General features: G+C 41.3%; 18 protein-coding genes and 2 pseudogenes. 12 read left to right on the forward strand and 8 right to left on the reverse strand.

The features are described 5' to 3' along the window. Nucleotides 1-546: 546 nt before the first annotated feature. From TI10_RS03870 to TI10_RS03920, 12 genes are all read left to right on the forward strand, one after another. Nucleotides 547-1,239 carry a PAS domain-containing protein gene (locus tag TI10_RS03870; RefSeq protein WP_049581880.1) on the forward strand — a complete coding sequence of 231 codons (693 nt, stop codon included), beginning with the start codon at nt 547-549 and terminating at the stop codon, nt 1,237-1,239. 52 nt (nt 1,240-1,291) lie between these two features. Then, on the forward strand, nt 1,292-1,972 hold the full coding sequence (locus TI10_RS03875; protein ID WP_049581881.1) for a helix-turn-helix transcriptional regulator: 681 nt from the start codon (nt 1,292-1,294) through the stop codon (nt 1,970-1,972). A 29-nt stretch (nt 1,973-2,001) separates the two neighbouring features. Further along, nucleotides 2,002-2,178 carry a hypothetical protein gene (locus tag TI10_RS24810; protein WP_387554914.1) on the forward strand — a complete coding sequence of 59 codons (177 nt, stop codon included), beginning with the start codon at nt 2,002-2,004 and terminating at the stop codon, nt 2,176-2,178. After that, complete coding sequence (locus tag TI10_RS03880) at nt 2,163-2,843, forward strand: helix-turn-helix transcriptional regulator (protein ID WP_049581882.1); 681 nt, start codon at nt 2,163-2,165, stop codon at nt 2,841-2,843. Before TI10_RS24810 ends, TI10_RS03880 begins: the two co-directional genes overlap by 16 nt. Before the next feature lie 28 nt (nt 2,844-2,871). Next, nucleotides 2,872-3,552, forward strand: a complete 681-nt coding sequence (locus tag TI10_RS03885) for a helix-turn-helix transcriptional regulator (protein WP_049581884.1) — start codon at nt 2,872-2,874, stop codon at nt 3,550-3,552. Nucleotides 3,553-3,581: 29 nt separating this feature from the next. Next, nucleotides 3,582-4,265, forward strand: coding sequence for a helix-turn-helix transcriptional regulator (locus tag TI10_RS03890; RefSeq protein WP_049581886.1), 684 nt, complete (start codon nt 3,582-3,584; stop codon nt 4,263-4,265). 28 nt (nt 4,266-4,293) lie between these two features. After that, nucleotides 4,294-4,974 carry a helix-turn-helix transcriptional regulator gene (locus TI10_RS03895; RefSeq protein ID WP_049581887.1) on the forward strand — a complete coding sequence of 227 codons (681 nt, stop codon included), beginning with the start codon at nt 4,294-4,296 and terminating at the stop codon, nt 4,972-4,974. Between the two features lie 29 nt (nt 4,975-5,003). After that, complete coding sequence (locus TI10_RS03900; protein ID WP_049581888.1) at nt 5,004-5,684, forward strand: helix-turn-helix transcriptional regulator; 681 nt, start codon at nt 5,004-5,006, stop codon at nt 5,682-5,684. Nucleotides 5,685-5,713: 29 nt separating this feature from the next. Then, entirely contained in the window at nt 5,714-6,394 is a 681-nt protein-coding gene (locus tag TI10_RS03905) for a helix-turn-helix transcriptional regulator (protein WP_049581890.1), read from the forward strand. Between the two features lie 29 nt (nt 6,395-6,423). After that, entirely contained in the window at nt 6,424-7,104 is a 681-nt protein-coding gene (locus tag TI10_RS03910) for a helix-turn-helix transcriptional regulator (protein WP_049581892.1), read from the forward strand. A gap of 30 nt (nt 7,105-7,134) precedes the next feature. Next, nucleotides 7,135-7,806, forward strand: coding sequence for a helix-turn-helix transcriptional regulator (locus TI10_RS03915; RefSeq protein ID WP_049581894.1), 672 nt, complete (start codon nt 7,135-7,137; stop codon nt 7,804-7,806). 145 nt (nt 7,807-7,951) lie between these two features. Further along, on the forward strand, nt 7,952-8,647 hold the full coding sequence (locus TI10_RS03920; protein ID WP_049581895.1) for a helix-turn-helix transcriptional regulator: 696 nt from the start codon (nt 7,952-7,954) through the stop codon (nt 8,645-8,647). Between the two features lie 237 nt (nt 8,648-8,884). Here TI10_RS03920 and TI10_RS03925 read toward each other — a convergent pair whose 3' ends face one another. The 8 genes and pseudogenes from TI10_RS03925 to fruA form a co-directional block, all read right to left on the reverse strand. After that, nucleotides 8,885-9,982 carry an aminotransferase class V-fold PLP-dependent enzyme gene (locus TI10_RS03925; protein WP_049581896.1) on the reverse strand — a complete coding sequence of 366 codons (1,098 nt, stop codon included), beginning with the start codon at nt 9,980-9,982 and terminating at the stop codon, nt 8,885-8,887. 224 nt (nt 9,983-10,206) lie between these two features. Next, nucleotides 10,207-11,562, reverse strand: a complete 1,356-nt coding sequence (locus tag TI10_RS03930) for a YhfT family protein (RefSeq protein WP_049581897.1) — start codon at nt 11,560-11,562, stop codon at nt 10,207-10,209. 10 nt (nt 11,563-11,572) lie between these two features. Further along, a complete protein-coding gene (locus TI10_RS03935; protein ID WP_049581898.1) occupies nt 11,573-11,932 on the reverse strand; it encodes a DUF2620 domain-containing protein in 360 nt (119 codons plus the stop codon). Nucleotides 11,933-11,944: 12 nt separating this feature from the next. Beyond that, nucleotides 11,945-12,834: pseudogene (locus TI10_RS03940) on the reverse strand (phosphotriesterase-related protein). A 58-nt stretch (nt 12,835-12,892) separates the two neighbouring features. Then, nucleotides 12,893-14,071 (reverse strand): YhfX family PLP-dependent enzyme, encoded by a 1,179-nt coding sequence (locus TI10_RS03945; protein ID WP_049581900.1) that lies wholly within the window; start codon nt 14,069-14,071, stop codon nt 12,893-12,895. A gap of 114 nt (nt 14,072-14,185) precedes the next feature. Next, entirely contained in the window at nt 14,186-14,545 is a 360-nt protein-coding gene (locus tag TI10_RS03950) for a hypothetical protein (protein ID WP_049581901.1), read from the reverse strand. A gap of 24 nt (nt 14,546-14,569) precedes the next feature. Continuing rightward, a pseudogene (yhfZ, locus tag TI10_RS03955) lies at nt 14,570-15,474 on the reverse strand (GntR family transcriptional regulator YhfZ). A gap of 152 nt (nt 15,475-15,626) precedes the next feature. Further along, nucleotides 15,627-17,297, reverse strand: a complete 1,671-nt coding sequence (gene fruA, locus TI10_RS03965; protein WP_049581905.1) for a PTS fructose transporter subunit IIBC — start codon at nt 17,295-17,297, stop codon at nt 15,627-15,629. Nucleotides 17,298-17,350: the final 53 nt, after the last annotated feature.

A 17,350-nucleotide genomic window follows, 5' to 3' on the forward strand; every position in this document is an offset into this window, starting at 1 on the left:
GTCAGCAGTAAACAAATTCAGACGCGGTTTTTAGGCTGAAAACTCCATATAGTTGATTATTCTGACAATTCCGAAATATATTTTACCGAATTACGATGATCAATATATGCCGTTTAAAAAGCATCCTTTAATTGATCGAATATTATTCCGATTAAATGCCATTTTTTCGCCGTTATTCTTTCCCAAAGATAACACCTTTTTTTTCATTCTATTATCGATCATCGTTATAACAACCGCTCCCCCATACTTCAGCTAACGGCAGAAAGTTTTTGACCTACGTCACTTAATTACTTATGACTTAAAAGTTTAATTCATTAATTTTATTGCTTAGTAAGTAAACTAAAATGTTTTTATACAAAATAGTATTTTACGTTATATTTATTCAAGTTAAAAATACCATTACATAACAATAAAAGGTTTAATTAATAAATATATGTATTTTGACGAGCAAGTTATTATATTCTATTATATGACTAAGGCGTTTTAAGTATAATTAGTTAATAAACTTGTCAGATAGCAACTGAAATAATCATTCAGGAGTCACCGATGCAACATATAAAAAACAGACCTAATAATATCACTCCACAATTAATTCATATGTGGGAAAACAGTGATGAACCTTGGGGAGCTAAAGACCTTCAATCAAGATTTATTTACGCCAATTCCGCTTTTTATCAACTACTCAATTTGCCGGAAGATTTCGATATTACCGGGCTTTCAACAGGTGAATTACCCTCGCCTATTGCAGAATATGAAAAAGAATGCCATCGTCTGGATCAAAAAGTTATTCAAACAATGCAGCGCGTTACTTCACTAGAAACGCATCCATTTGAAGAACATAAGATTAAACAAATCTATCTTTGTAATAAATATCCACTTTGTGATGAAGATGGCAATTGCATTGGGATCACTTTCCATATGTGCAAAACCCAAAATTTTTCTACTGCTTACTATTATGAAAAAACGCCTCCGGCAACGCTGGAATTTATCGCCCCTAATGATAAATTGACTCAAACTGAATGGGAAGTTCTCTTTCTAACTCTACGCTCATTAGACGAAGAGAAAATCGGTGAAGAGTTAATGATAAGTACCGAAGATGTGGTTAATCATCTTCAATCAATTTACCAAAAATTCAATTTGCCACTACATGCAGAATTAAAAGATTTCTGTAGAGAAAATAAACTTGATCTTTATATTCCAGCAAGATTCGTCACCATTGGTAGTTTAGAATTAAGTTGACTATAAGATTAATAATCAAATTTTTAAGGCTAAAGAAAATAGGAGTGATAACATGGACAATAAATTAATTATTTCATCTCAAGTTATTAATACATTAAAGCAAAGTAATGATCCTTGGGGAATAAAAGATAAAAACTCATGCTTTATTTATGGTAACTTAGCATTAAAATCTCTTAAGAATTTTTCAAGTTCATTTGAATTTGAAGGACTTTATGAACATGAATTGCCTTGGGATGGAGCCGAATTCGCCAAAGAGTACATCGCTCATGATCAAAAGGTGATGGAAAAAGAAGAAAGAGTATGCCTACTTTTAACACATACTTTTGGAAAAGAACAAATTCTTTCGTCTTATTTTTTTGAAAAATACCCTCTTTATTATAAAGACGGAAGCTGTATGGGAACGATATATCATGGTTGGCAAGCTCAGGATTTCTCATTCACCCGGCTATTTCATGGAAAATTGCCAGCAAATATTATGTTCCAACCACCGACCGATCTCTTTACTCAACGGGAATGGGATGTGATTTTCCTTATGTTACACAAGTATACCAGCAAGCAAATCGGTAGAATGTTAAATATTTCCTATCGTACGGTTGAAACCCATATTTCACGCATATATAAACGCATTGGTGTCCACTCTAGTCATCAATTGGAAGAATATTGTCGCTCAAACGATTACGATCTCTATGTGCCAGAAAGATTTGTGCATCCAGAAACCAGAATGTTTCTTTAACTCTTAGATTACAAAGGAACTTTTATAATATGAAGAAGAACTATGCAATATCGCCTCAAATTATTAACACAATAGAAATGAGTAATGAACCGTGGGGAGTAAACGATAGTTCTTCAAATTTTATCTACGGCAATTTAGCTACAAAAGAACTTACTGGTAATTTTAAGACCAGAAAAACAGGAGTGATAACATGGACAATAAACTAATCATTTCACCTCAAATTATCAATACAATGGAACAAAGTAATGCCCCCTGGGCAATAAAGGATAAAAACTCATGCCACATTTATGTCAATCAAGCATGTAAACGTCTTCTCAATATTTCATGTTCTTTCGACTTTGAAGGGCTTTATGATCATGAGCTTCCCTGGGAGGGAGCCGAATTTGCCAAAGAATACATCGATCATGATCAAAAGGTGATGGAAAAAGAAGAAAGAGTATGTTTGCTTATAACACATACATTTGGAAAAGAACAAATTCTTTCTTCTTATTTTTTTGAAAAACATCCTCTTTATCACGAAGATGGAAGCTGTATGGGAACAATATATCATGGCTGGCAAGCTCAGGATTTCTCATTCACCCGGCTATTTCATGGAAAACTGCCCGCTAATATTATGTTCCAGCCACCGACCGATCTCTTTACTCAACGGGAATGGGATGTGATTTTTCTCATGTTACACAAATATACCAGTAAACAAATCGGTAGAATGTTAAATATTTCCTACCGTACGGTTGAAACCCATATCTCGCGTATATATAAACGAATTGGTGTGCATTCCAATTATCAATTGGAAGAATATTGTCGCTCAAAAGATTATGATCTTTATGTACCAGAAAGGTTTGTACATCCAGAAACCAGAATGTTCCCTTAACCATTAGATTAAAAGGAGTTCCACTGATATGAAAAAGAACTATATCATCTCCTCCCAAGTTATTAATACAATGGAGCAAAGTAATGAACCCTGGGGAATTAAAGATAAAAACTCATGCTTTATTTATGCTAATCAGGCATGTAATCGTGTTCAAAATATTTCACGTTCCTTTGATTATGAGGGCCTTTATGATCATGATCTTCCTTGGGGTGGTGCCGAATTTTCTGAAGCTTACATGGCGAATGATAAAATAGTCATGGAAAAAGAAGAACGAACATGTTCGCTTGTAACACATAAATTCTTCAAAGAACAAATTTTGTCATCTTACTTCTTTGAAAAATACCCTCTCTATCATGAAAATGGAAGCTGTATAGGAACGATATATCATGGCTGGCAAGCTCAGGATTTCTCATTCACCCGGCTATTTCGTGGAAAATTGCCCGCAAATATTATGTTTCAGCCACCGACTGATCTCTTTACTCAACGGGAATGGGATATCATTTTCCTCATGTTGCACAAATATACCAGTAAGCAAATCGGTAGAATGTTAAATATTTCCTACCGTACGGTTGAAACCCATATCTCGCGTATATATAAACGAATTGGTGTGCATTCCAGTTATCAATTGGAAGAATATTGTCGCTCAAAAGATTATGATCTCTATGTGCCAAAAAGATTTGTACATCCAGAAACCAGAACATTTCCTTAACCATTAGATTAAAAGGAGTTGTTACTAATATGAAAAAGAACTATATCATCTCCCCCCAAGTTATTAATACAATGGCGAAAAGTAATGAGCCCTGGGGAATAAGAGATAAAAATTCATGTTTTATTTATGGTAATTCAGCAACAAAAAATCTTATTCATAATTTCAAAGAGTCATTTGATTATGAAGGATTTTATGATCATGAATTGCCTTGGGATGGAGCCGAATTCGCCAAAGAGTACATCGCTCATGATCAAAGGGTGATAGAAAAAGAAGAAAGAGTATGTTCACTTATAACATGTACATTTGGAAAAGAACAAATTCTATCGTCTTATTTTTTTGAAAAATACCCTTTTTATCATGAAAACGGAAGCTGTATAGGAACGATATATCATGGCTGGCAAGCTCAGGATTTCTCATTCACCCGGCTATTTCGTGGAAAATTGCCCGCAAATATTATGTTTCAGCCACCGACTGATCTCTTTACTCAACGGGAATGGGATATCATTTTCCTCATGTTGCATAAATATACCAGTAAGCAAATCGGTAGAATGTTAAATATTTCCTACCGGACGGTTGAAACCCATATCTCGCGCATATATAAACGGATTGGTGTTCACTCTAGTCATCAATTAGAAGAGTATTGTCGCACAAATGATTACGATCTCTATGTACCAAAAAGATTTGTGCAATCTGGCAGCAGAATGTTCCCTTAACCATTAGATTAAAAGGAGTTCTACTGATATGAAAAAGAACTATATCATCTCCCCCCAGGTTATTAATACAATGGAGCAAAGTAATGAACCCTGGGGAATTAAAGATAAAAACTCATGCTTTATTTATGCTAATCAAGCTAATTATCGCGTTCAAAATATTCCACGCTCCTTTGACTATGAGGGGTTTTATGATTATGAACTCCCTTGGGATGGCGCCGAATTTGCTGAATCTTACATGGCGAATGATAAAATAGTCATGGAAAAAGAAGAACGAACATGTTCGCTTGTAACACATAAGTTCTTCAAAGAACAAATTTTGTCATCTTACTTCTTTGAAAAATACCCTCTCTATCATGAAAATGGAAGCTGTATAGGAACGATATATCATGGCTGGCAAGTTCAGGATTTCTCATTCACCCGGCTATTTCGTGGAAAATTGCCTGCAAATATTATGTTTCAGCCACCCACTGATTTATTTACTCAACGGGAATGGGATGTGATTTTCCTCATGTTACACAAATATACCAGTAAACAAATCGGTAGAATGTTAAATATTTCCTATCGTACGGTTGAAACCCATATCTCGCGTATCTATAAACGCATTGGTGTCCACTCTGGTTCTCAGTTAGAAGAATATTGTCGCACCAATGATTATGATCTCTATGTGCCAAAAAGATTTGTACATCCAGAAACCAGAACATTTCCTTAACCATTAGATTAAAAGGAGCTGTGACTAATATGAAAAAGAACTATGTAATATCACCTCAGGTTATTAACACAATGGAGCAAAGTAATGAGCCTTGGGGAATAAAGGATGAAAACTCATGCTTTATCTATGCTAACCAAACATGTAATCGTGTTCAAAATATTTCACGTTCCTTTAACTATGAGGGGCTTTATGATTATGAGCTCCCTTGGGATGGCGCCGAATTTTCTGAAGCTTACATGGAGAATGATAAAATAGTGATGGAAAAAGAAGAACGAACATGTTCACTTATAACACATGTACATGGAAAAGAACAAATTTTGTCATCTTACTTCTTTGAAAAATACCCTCTCTATCATGAAAACGGAAGCTGTATAGGAACGATATATCATGGCTGGCAAGCTCAGGATTTCTCATTTACCCGGCTATTTCGTGGAAAATTGCCCGCAAATATTATGTTCCAACCACCAACTGATTTATTTACTCAACGGGAATGGGATGTGATTTTCCTCATGTTACACAAATATACCAGTAAACAAATCGGTAGAATGTTAAATCTTTCCTATCGTACGGTTGAAACCCATATCTCGCGTATATATAAACGGATTGGTGTTCACTCTAGTTCTCAGTTAGAAGAATATTGTCGCACCAATGATTATGATCTTTATGTACCAAAAAGATTTGTTCATCCAGAAACCAGAACGTTCCCTTAACCATTAGATTAAAAGGAGCTGTTACTAATATGAAAAAGAACTATGTAATATCACCTCAGGTTATTAACACAATGGAGCAAAGTAATGAGCCTTGGGGAATAAAGGATGAAAACACACGCTATATTTATGTCAATCAGGCATGTAAGCGTCTTCAAAATATTTCAAGTTCTTTTGATTATGAGGGGCTTTATGAGCATGAATTGCCCTGGGATGGAGCCGAATTTGCCAACGAATATATGGTCCATGATAGAAAAGTAATGAAACAGGAAAAAAGAATATGTTCACTTGAGACACATGTACATGGAAAAGAACAAACTCTTTCATCTTACTTTTTTGCAAAATATCCTCTTTACCATGAAGATGGAAGCTGTATGGGCATTATATATCATGGCTGGCAAGCTCAGGATTTCTCATTCACCCGGCTATTTCGTGGAAAACTTCCAGCCTCTATTATGTTCCAGCCACCAACCGATCTCTTTACTCAACGGGAATGGGATGTTATTTTCTTCATGCTACAAAAGTATACTAGTAAACAAACCGGTAGAATGTTAAATATTTCCCACCGTACGGTTGAAACCCATATTTCACGAATATATGAAAGAATTGGTGTTCACTCTAGTTACCAATTGGAAGAATATTGTCGCATGAATGATTATGATCACTATATGCCAAAAGATTTTATTCATCCAAAAAGTAGAATGTTTCTTTAACCTTTAGATTAAAAGGAGTCGTTACTAACATGAATAAGAGCTATGCAATATCACCTCAAGTTATTAATACAATGGAGCAAAGTAATGAGCCGTGGGGAATAAAGGATAAAAATTCATGTTTTATTTATGTCAATCAGGCATGTAAACTTCTTCACAATGTTTCAAATTCTTTTAACTATGAGGGACTTTATGACTTTGATATTCCTTGGAATGGTGCCGAATTTGCTAAAGAACATGTGATCCAAGATAAAATGGTGATGGAAATGGAAGAACGAATATGTTCACTTGAAACACATACATTTGGGAAAGAGCAGATTTTGTCATCCTACTTTTGTGAAAAATACCCTATTTATCATGAAGATGGTAGCTGTATAGGAACTATATTTCATGGTTATCAAGCTCAGGATTTCTCATTCACCCGGCTATTTCGTGGAAAACTGCCAGCCTCTATTATGTTCCAGCCACCGATCGATCTCTTTACTCAACGGGAATGGGATGTTATTTTTCTCCTATTACACAAATATACTAGTCAGCAAATCGGTAGAATGTTAAATATTTCCTATCGTACGGTTGAAAACCATATTTCACGCATATATAAACGGATTGGTGTTCACTCCAGTTACCAATTAGAAGAATATTGTCGCACAAATGATTATGATCTCTATGTACCAGAAAGGTTTGTGCAACCTTGCAGCAAAATTTTCCCATAACCCTTAGATTAAAAAGGAGCTGTTACTAATATGAAGAAGAACTATGCAATATCACCTCAAATTATTAATACAATGGAGATAAGCAATGAGCCGTGGGGAATAAAGGATAGTTCTTCAAGCTTTATCTATGGTAATCCAGCGACAAAGAGGTTTATTCATAACTTTAAAGAATCATTTGATTATGAAGGACTTTATGATCATGAACTGCCTTGGGATGGTGCTGAGTTCGCCGAGGAGTTTATGATCCACGATAAAAATGTCATGGCTAAAGGTGAAAGAGTTTGTTCACTTGAAACCCATGTATTCGGACAAGAGCAAACTCTATCATCCTACTTTTGTGAAAAATTACCTCTTTATCATGACAATGGTAATTGTATGGGAATTATCTACCATATGTGGCAAGCCAAGGAGTATTCATTGACCTACCTATATCAATATTATGATAAATTACCGTCATCCATCCTACTCCAACCACCGTCTGATCTTTTCACTCAACGGGAGTGGGATATTATCTTTTTCTTCTTACAGAAGCAATCTAGAAAACAGATTGGAGAAATATTGAATATCACCCATCGTGAGGTTGAAGAACATATGGCAAGGATATATCGTAAAATTGGGATTCACTCTGACCAACAATTGGCAGAATATTGTCACGCCAATAACTTTCATCATTACATCCCTGAAAGGTTTTTATTGTCTTAGATTACGTATTATTTCCCAGTTGCTACACACTACCTTTGTTAGTTATTTATTGATAAAATATACAGCCCTATGGAAATAGGCTTTTTTCAACGGAACATTTCCATTCAATAGTTTAAAAAAGCAATAATTATCTTAAAGGATATTTATGAATAAATCAGGATTAAAAAAAGTCCCTTTGATTACGCCTCAATTTACACTTATATGGGACAAAAGCCCTGAACCGTGGTTCGTAAAGGATACGGAATCCCGCTTTATTTACGCAAATACTCATTTTATTAAAGCCAATAAGTTACCTGAAAACTTTAATGTTATTGGGTATACCGATGATGAATTACCAACACCGGTTAATGGCTTTGCTCACCATTTTAAAGAACATGATCGTAGGGTGTTAGAATGTATGCAACGAGTATGCTCTGTTGGCACTTATCCTCAAGGTAATGGTCGACGACCTAAATCCTATTTTTGCGAGAAATATCCATTGTTCGGGGAAGATAATCAATGTATCGGCATTATTTCCCATGCCAGAGAAATAGAACACTTCACAGTGTTCCATTATATTCAAAGTAACACCCCAATATCTGCCTGTCCCAGACCACCTAATGATTTGCTAAACGAGAAAGAGTGGATGGTTATTTTTCTATTTTGCTGTGGCATGAGTAATAATGATACCGCCATTGAAATGAATGTTACATGCCATACTGTGGAAAAACATTTTGAAAGTATTTACGAAAAATTATCTGTCAACTCAGTGACAGAGTTACGATCACTTTGCAAAGAAAATGGCTATGACCTCTATATGCCACCAAGGTACTTTCTATCCATAGGCCATTTTATATTATAAACAAATTGATTTTTCCATTAACTGTTACTCACATCATTTATTAATTTTATTAATAATAAGGAATGCTATTAATGACATCGCAGAATTTTACATTAATTCAGGATCGATAAGCCTTGATATCGATTTCCCCATATTCAGAAAATATTGTACATATTTTGGATGACAGACGATATATACCGCCGATTACGGCGGATGTTACTGCATCCAGAATAATCTTCTGTCTGTCTTTTAGCCTTTTTACCACGAGACGACGGCCTGCGCACAACTTTGACTCAGGAGCCTTATCACCGTCTCGGCACCACTTCGATTAGGATTTATCCTTATCATCCGTTTCTCTAACGTGGGATCAGATTGACGGAATGTACCGGACAACCGATAAAACAGTGGCGGGATGTCGAATTTCGATTCGGCGCCTACCGGATAAGGCAGCGCACCAAGCTTATGAGCAATATGAAGTACTTGTTCAGCAATCTCATCATAAAACTCCACTAGCAATACTTTCGACTGTGCATTGGCGATAAGAGCCTGTTTTACCTGCGGAATAACTCCCTGATTCAGCCGGGCCACTAATGTTTCACTTACCTGAGCCTGCACAGCATGCATCACCGGGGCAAATACCAATCCACGCAATACTTCCAATGCCTGAAATCCCTGTACCTGACTGCCACCGGAATACATACCACGCCGGATGCGCTCTATTACCGCTTGTTGACCTACCACAACACCGATACCTTGCGGGCCAAACAGTTTAAAGCTGGAGAAGGCCGATAACGCAGCACCCGATTCACAACCGATATGCTCCACTTTCATAGCGGCATAGTTATCGTCAACCAGAACCGGTAAGGATGCGGCATTCAGCAGTGACATAACCTCTGCCAATTCATAAGCATCATCAATTTTCTGCCTCGTGTGTTGTACCAACCCCGCCACCGGCGTATGTTGCAAAATCGCCGCCCGTATTCGTTCGGGTCGATTGAAATCAGCCCGTACCAGATGTAAACCCATCTGCTCGGCAGTAACCGCTGTAGAAGGATATAACGGCGCATCATGAACCAACAGGCTATCGCCCGCGTTAAGTAATGCCGACAGCCCACAACGTATTGCGCCGGTTCCCGCCCCTTGCACTAACACGGCAGCCTCAGCGGAGAAGAAATCTGCGATAACTTGTTCAACACGTTGTGTCGCTTGCGGCCGATTCAATCCCGGCACCAGCCCTAAATCTCCGGTGGTGAGAAAATCCGCACCAGGAAAATGGCGGCAGATAATATCAACTAAACGAAACTGTTTGTGCTGCGCTTGCTCCATGCTCAGACTAGGTAATGGATAGGTGTTCAATATCTGCTCTCCCGCACTATCTGTTCTCCTGTATTATGTGTTCTTCCGCCCTTTCCCCTCTATTTTTATCATCACAAAATAAAGGGGAGACTTATACCCTATAGATTTCAAGATGCATCGCGACGGCAAAGGAACGAATCCCCGGGAGCATAGCGAACTATGCGACCGGGGTGAGTGAGTTCAGCCAACAAAGAGACAACTTGAAAGATGACGGGTATATTCAATTAACTGATACCTACCAGATAGATGACGTTAGCTAGCACACCAACCACAATCGTTGCAATCGGCCCAATCGCCATTTCAACCAAAGGACGTTTAGCAGTGCGGTTGAGCAGATAAATGCCCGCCACCACCATGAATCCCATGCCCGGCAGAATGGCGTTGGAAGCTATCATTCCCCCCACCAATAAGGCAACTTCCAACATGCGGGTAATAACGGTACGAATATGCTCACCACAAGCTTTAACTCCGGGATATTTATCCAGCCAGATAGCAATTCTCGCCAGCAGTTTGATTTCCACAAACATAATCACACTGCCAGCAATGAAGGCAATCCACAGATTATTTGTTACTAGTCCCGCGACAAACACAAATTTCATGCCGACCGGGCTATAAACCCCTGTAGCAATAGCTGTCATACCAACTAACGGCACAAAGCTGATCGCTCTGGCAAGCGCCACCAACATGGCGTTAGCCCCTTCTCCCTGCGCCATCAGTTGTAGTGATACAGGCCCTTCCGCCAGCAGACTAAGCGACATCGAAGACGCTACAGCGGTCAATCCTCCACTGAATACCAGCAACCAGATGTTATTTTGAATACGCTGTATCCGTGTGGAAAATAATCCAACTAACATCTCATTCGCCCCCTTGGCCGAAGCAGATTCCTCGCCAGCTTTGGGCGCACGCTGTTTCATAGCAAAATAGAACATCACTATCATCGAAATCAGTAGGGCTATCCCGTTAGGGTCCAACTGCACCGGTTTGCTCAGGGCGCCGCCAAAACTCAATGATCCTACCGCTTTTGTCGCGATATACCCCACCAATGTCGCAATCAGCACCCATATTCCTTTGCCATATCCGTATTGATAGGCCACAACAATTGCAGGAAATAATGCAAAGCAAGCCACGATAGGATCGCCAACTTTACTCAGGTTGCCCATGAAATTAACCGGCAAATGGGCAAAGATATCGACAACAGATCGTAAACCGGTCATCAGGGCAATGGCATACAGCGCCCCCAAGATAGCGGAAAGTATGAAACCTTTTTTGCTGTTTGCGCACCAGGTACCAATGACATCGGTTCCCAATAATAAGCTATGCACCAAAATAATCGGCGCAGTCAGAGAAAATGGAATCCCAAAGCCGATAACCAGACCAAAACTTAGCGCAAAACTGGTGGCAGCCAGGGTCTTACGATTCATACGTCCTTCCAGGTGTTCCGGCATTAAAGGACGTAGCCCATCATGAAATACTGCAATACCACGGTTAGCCATCATGGCGGATATCCCACCGATCACCGCCAACAAACCGGCTTTAAATGGATCAATCTCCATTAAACGGGTGAAAAATTCATATTCCATTTCCCTGTCCTCATGAAGAAAAAATAGCCTTGATAATCACCGGAATAACTGCGTCCATATCCTGACCAGTAAAACCAAATGCGGTTTTCCCCGCGTTAACATGCGCAATAATTTCTTCATCAGGCAGGATCTTGCCTGGCATGCTGACGGTGACGCATTTATCAATACCAACAATAGCAATTGCCATTGCTAAAGCGCCCCCTCCCGTATTACAGGCGCCCAAATAGTAATCCGCATTACCACTCTTAAGCGCCATAGCGGCATCTATGTCGCCCATCACGGTAATGGATAAGGCTTTATCCCCGGCCAGACGGCGTAAAGTTTCAGCAATTTTTTCTTTCTCAATTTGTCCTCCAATAACAAATCTCATAATGCTTTTCCTTTATTTGAAAAATAACGTTGGGTTATTACGTAACATCAAATCAATATCGGTTTGCGTTAATCCAGCCTGATTTAGCATCGGCACAAAGGTGGTGATCAAATAGGCAAAACCATGACCGCCATTGGCTTTTAAGTGAGAACGACGGGTAATATCCATCGATAACATGACACGGTTAAGTAAGCCACGCTGGGCCAAAGTCTGTAACATGGCGATCCGCTTCTCATCCGGGTAATAATCGTTTTTGCCAATCGTGTCGAACTGGATGTAAGCCCCCTGTTCAATGATGCGCAAAATGTTGTCCAGATTGTCTTTCAGATCACAGTGACCAATAACTACGTGCTCAGCATCTACACCGTGCTTTTCAATAACGCCAGTTGTTCAAGGCCCATCGTGCTTAATGTCGTATGTGTCGAAACAGGACGCCCAGTTTCCAAATGAGCTATAGCCGCAGCATGAAATACTTTCTCTTCATCCGGCGTAATTACCCCCTTGCTGGAACCAATTTCCCCAATCACTCCGGCTTTCAGCGTTGTACCGTCGATACCCTGCTCAATCTCAGCGATCATTTCATCCGCCAATTGTTGAGCTGTGGTATGTGCTACATGCTCAGGAAAAAAGGCAGATTGGTAATAGCCAGTCGAAACTATTACATTAATGCCGGAGTCCCGCATCAGATCCAGCATAAACTGTGGGTTACGTCCCATGTAACGATTGGTCATCTCCACAATATTGTGTACACCCAAGCTGATCAGTGTTTTCATCTCTTCACAAATTAAGTCGTACTGATCCAGCCGGCAGTCAATGTTGTTTTTAAATGATGATAAGTCGAGATGCAGGTGCTCGTGCGCATAGGTATAGCCAGATGCGTCAATTCTGTTTTGCTGAGTCATAAGTAAGATGGTCCGAAGATAAAGAGGATGGAGGTGAAGAGAATGGAAATGCATCTATTCACGGGTCGTTTTCTCCATTAATCGAAATAGGGTTCCCCTGGCTGTCATAAAGCCCTTCCAATACCGGATGCCCTGACTGAATACCGCTAACCAACGCCACATCACTGCGTGTAGCAAATATCTGAGTGCGAAAGCACAACATAACAGCACAACCGACCGGAAATTCACCGCTCAGGGGAAAATGGTAATCAATACTGGTGTCATCCATCGGTAACAGGTGAGTGGAGGCGATCTGGCCGTTTGGCAGGAATATCAGCGCATTATGCGCCCGTCCACGACGGTAATAACCGCCGCCATAACAGTAGCTGTTACCGTTAAATCGGTGGGATATTTCTGTCAGATAGAGCATAGCAATGCGTTCTGGCTGTTCCCCCCGATAATTGGCAAGAATTGTTCCTGTTAGCGCATGTCCAGGCTCGGTATGGGTAACACCATATTTCGCCAGTAACGGTAGTGTGCTACAGCTTGACGCCGACGGCGCATTTATCTGCGTCACCTCAATCCCTGCCTGTCGTAAAATGTCTTTTGCTTTCAGTAAAGTAAATAAGTTCGGCGCCGGCAGTGTCTCTTGCTGGACGTCCTGCCACAGCAAGCAAGGAAAATGTGTCAACCCCGTCAGCTTTACACCGGGCATCGCCATAATGCGCTGAACGACGGTGTTCAATTCCGACAAATGAAAACCCGCTTCCTGACCAGGATATAAATGATCATGATCATCATAGATTTTCAGCATAATGCATTGCACATTTCCCTCACGTTGCGCCAGACTGGAAATTTCCTCCGCTTTTTCTAAAGAAAATACTGTGATCACTTCCGGATGTTGCTGCATCACTGAGGAGACCATATTGCGAGGGATCTGTACCAGATGGCCTACATGAGTCACCGGGATCTTCCCGCTCATCAAGACTCTGGCTTCTTTAAAATCCACCGCGGTGACACCCTGATAACCCAGTTCTATCAGTTTACGCGCCAACCAGGAGTTACGCCCAACCTGTTTGGTCATCAGGTAGAGAGCAATACCATGATGCTCCGCTACCGCAAGCAACCGTCTGGCATTGTCTAAAACCTGATCAACGTCAATAACATAAGTATCAGGCAGTAAGGCCCCTCGCGCCCATAACATCTGGGCCGCCTCAATCAGTGCCGGATTTTGTTTGTTCAGCGCATGCATAAACATGCTGTACCTCCTGTACTTCTTCGGCGATCAATGCCAGTATAAAAGCTAGATGTTAAATCATCATTTTTTTGAATATTTGATGGAAAAAAAAATTTCCCTCATCTCTGCGGTGGTTTACCACTGCTCCTTTGCCACCCAAAGGCTAAACAAATTTGCCAGCAGGTATCCCTCCTCACAGGGATGTAATTGCACGTCAAAATGTGTCAGTAGCGAAGCGTTAACCGCTTGCAAATGAGAAAAGACACTCGATTGACGCATTTCCATCAGCAGCTCAATATCCATTGAACTGATTTGTTCTCCCCGGCGTGAGCGCATCAACGCGTTAGCCATATGTGTTATTACAATTTCTCCTAGCGCATTCCTGACAGGAATTTCCCAATCATTTTCAAGCTGCGCCACAACCTGTAACATGCCATCGCAGATATCCTGATCAATGACATTTCCCTGACAGAGCAGATTCAGCCGATTTTCCATTTCGTTAACGCCATCCATGCCAAGTTAATAGCTTGGGTCCTGCTGGCCTGCCAGTACACGTTGTTGATGAGCCAACAACTCTGTTTTATTCACCATAGTACGTAAAAGTTGTTGAATCAGAATGTCATCAGTCCTGGTTAAAACCACCGCTTCAGAGGCCTGGATAAAACATGCGCTTCCACGGAGCGGTACTGCAATAAGATCCCTAGAACTCAGTTCAATTTCTCTGCTAACGTTCCAGATCACTGCATCAATGTCACCTTTCGCCACCTTATACAGGCTTTCGTGGTAAGAGATATCCACCAACGTAATATCCTGCCCGGCAAAGTACACTTCAGTCATAATCTTCTGGTCAGCAGAACGATGATCCAGCCCGACACGACAGATATTATGTTCACCTCCTTTACGATAAATCAATTGGTGTGCGCCAACATAGGTATGCGGCCCCAATTCAAGTACAGCGCGGACATCACCTTGTTCCAGATAAGTTTGCGCCGCCAAATGCGATACCACCGCCAAGTCATAAATACCATCACGCAGGCATTCCACCCTAGCATCTGAACCTCTCATGTGGGCGAAGTAAAACGGAATGCCCTCAAATTGCGCTTTCAAGCCGCTCGCCAATCCTTCATACAATCGGGTATAAGGCAGCGGCATTGCGCAAACCACGTTATTAATATCAGCATGAGCTAACAACGCTTTGTGATCCACACTGACCAAATAGCTGCCATTGCGCCCCCGCCGTTCCACGTAAACCGCGCCAGAACTCTCCAATTTTTTAATGCAAACTGAACTAGCCCAACAGATAACCCATAGTCAGACGACAGCTCTTCAATCGTCTTCAACCGATTACCACAGTGCTCACCTAGCAGATAACGCGCCAGACACGCCTGAGCAACCCCCTCTTTTTTCAACAGCCCACGACTCATAATAATTCTTCATTTTTTTGAATGTATTTATATCTAATTTAAGCAGGCAAATAACAATCGGAAAATAGCAAGAATGCGAACGAGGTCACGAATAAAGAGGTAATTTCTTGCAATTTCAATTAGTTTCGTTTGATAACTAATAATTTCTGACTTTATGCTTTAGTCGTGGTCGTTTCTGGACGCTTAAGTAATGCATAAATCAATCCTGCCAACAGGGTACCGACAACAATCGACATCAAATAACCTACTATTGGCGTGATAGCGCCTGGGATCAACAGCACAAACAGGCCGCCGTGCGGCGCCATCAACTGCGCACTCACGGCCATAGAGATCGCTCCCGTCACCGCACCGCCAACGATACAACATGGGAGCACTCGCATCGGATCGCGGACAGCAAAAGGAATCGCACCTTCGGAAATAAAACACAGTCCTAACACCAATGCAGCTTTACCACTTTCCCGCTGAATGTTATCGAACTTCTTCCGAGCAATCAGAGTCGCCACTCCCATCGCCAACGGTGGAACCATCCCCGCAGCCATAATGGCAGCCATTGGCGCATAGGTTTGCGAGCTAAGCAAACCGACACCAAATGCATAGGCAGCTTTGTTTATCGCTCCCCCCATATCAGCACACATCATCCCACCCAAAATAGCCCCTAGCAGGAGCGCGTTGGTTGTCCCCATATTAGAAAGCCAGTACGTTAGCCCCGACATGATACCAGCGACGGGTTTACCAATAACGTAGATCATAATCAGACCAGTGATCAGGCTGGCAAATAGCGGAATGATCAAGATCGGTTTCAACGCTGCCATACTCTGCGGTAATTTCACTTTGGTATTAAGCAACTTCGCTATGTAACCGGCGAGAAAACCCGCAATAATACCACCAATAAATCCCGCGTTCGTGCTGGTTGCCAACATGCCGCCAATCAAACCGGGTGTCAGACCTGGACGATCAGCGATCGAGAAAGCAATGTAACCTGCCAACACAGGGACCATCAGCGCAAAAGCTGAACCACCCCCGATTTGCATCAGCGCGGCTGCCAATGTACCCGGCTCTTTAAATGCCGTGATGCCAAAAGCAAATGACAGCGCGATACACAGGCCACCCGCCACTACCATCGGCAACATATAAGAGACGCCGGTCAACAGGTGACGATAAATGCCGCTACTCTCCTCTCCTTGCCCGGTTTTAGTACTATTCTGCCCTGCCGGCTGGAAAGGTTTAGCCTCGACCAGCGCTTTATCAAACTCTTGCGCTGTTTTCTTCAACGCCAGCCCGGTGGAAGTACGGTACATAGGTTTTCCTGCAAATTTCGCCAGATCTACATCAATATCTGCAACGATCAGCACCAGATCTGCTTTTTCTACCTCTTCCGATGTAATAATATTGCCCGCACCTACCGAACCGCGAGTTTCCACCTTTACCCACCAGCCGCGCTTTTTGGCTTCGGTTTCGATAGCTTCAGCGGCCATAAAGGTATGTGCTACGCCAGTAGGGCAAGCAGTAACCGCAACAATGCGTTTTGTATCACAACTGATATCAGTTGCTGATACCTGATACGGTTGCGCATCAGTTTTCGCCCGCTGAAAGAAATTTTCTGGCGCATGTAAAGCCAGTTCTGTGTCGCCATGATAAACAAGCTTACCGTTCAGTGCGTTATCGGTGAGGATGCGACTGCCGGTCATGACCACTAAATCGGCTTCCGCTGGATCTTCTGTTAGTATCAGTCCGTTTTTCACCGCAGCGGCACTGAGGACTGTTTTCACCAGATAACTTCCGGCAAGCCCAAGTGAAGGATCAATGATAAGCAGTGTTTTCATCATGCTTCTCCTGATGTTAGCTAAAAGGGTTGTAGATAGACGCGCGCCATTAT

The sequence above is a fragment of the Photorhabdus luminescens subsp. luminescens genome (assembly GCF_001083805.1).
In the GTDB taxonomy this organism is placed as follows: Bacteria; Pseudomonadota; Gammaproteobacteria; order Enterobacterales; family Enterobacteriaceae; genus Photorhabdus; species Photorhabdus luminescens.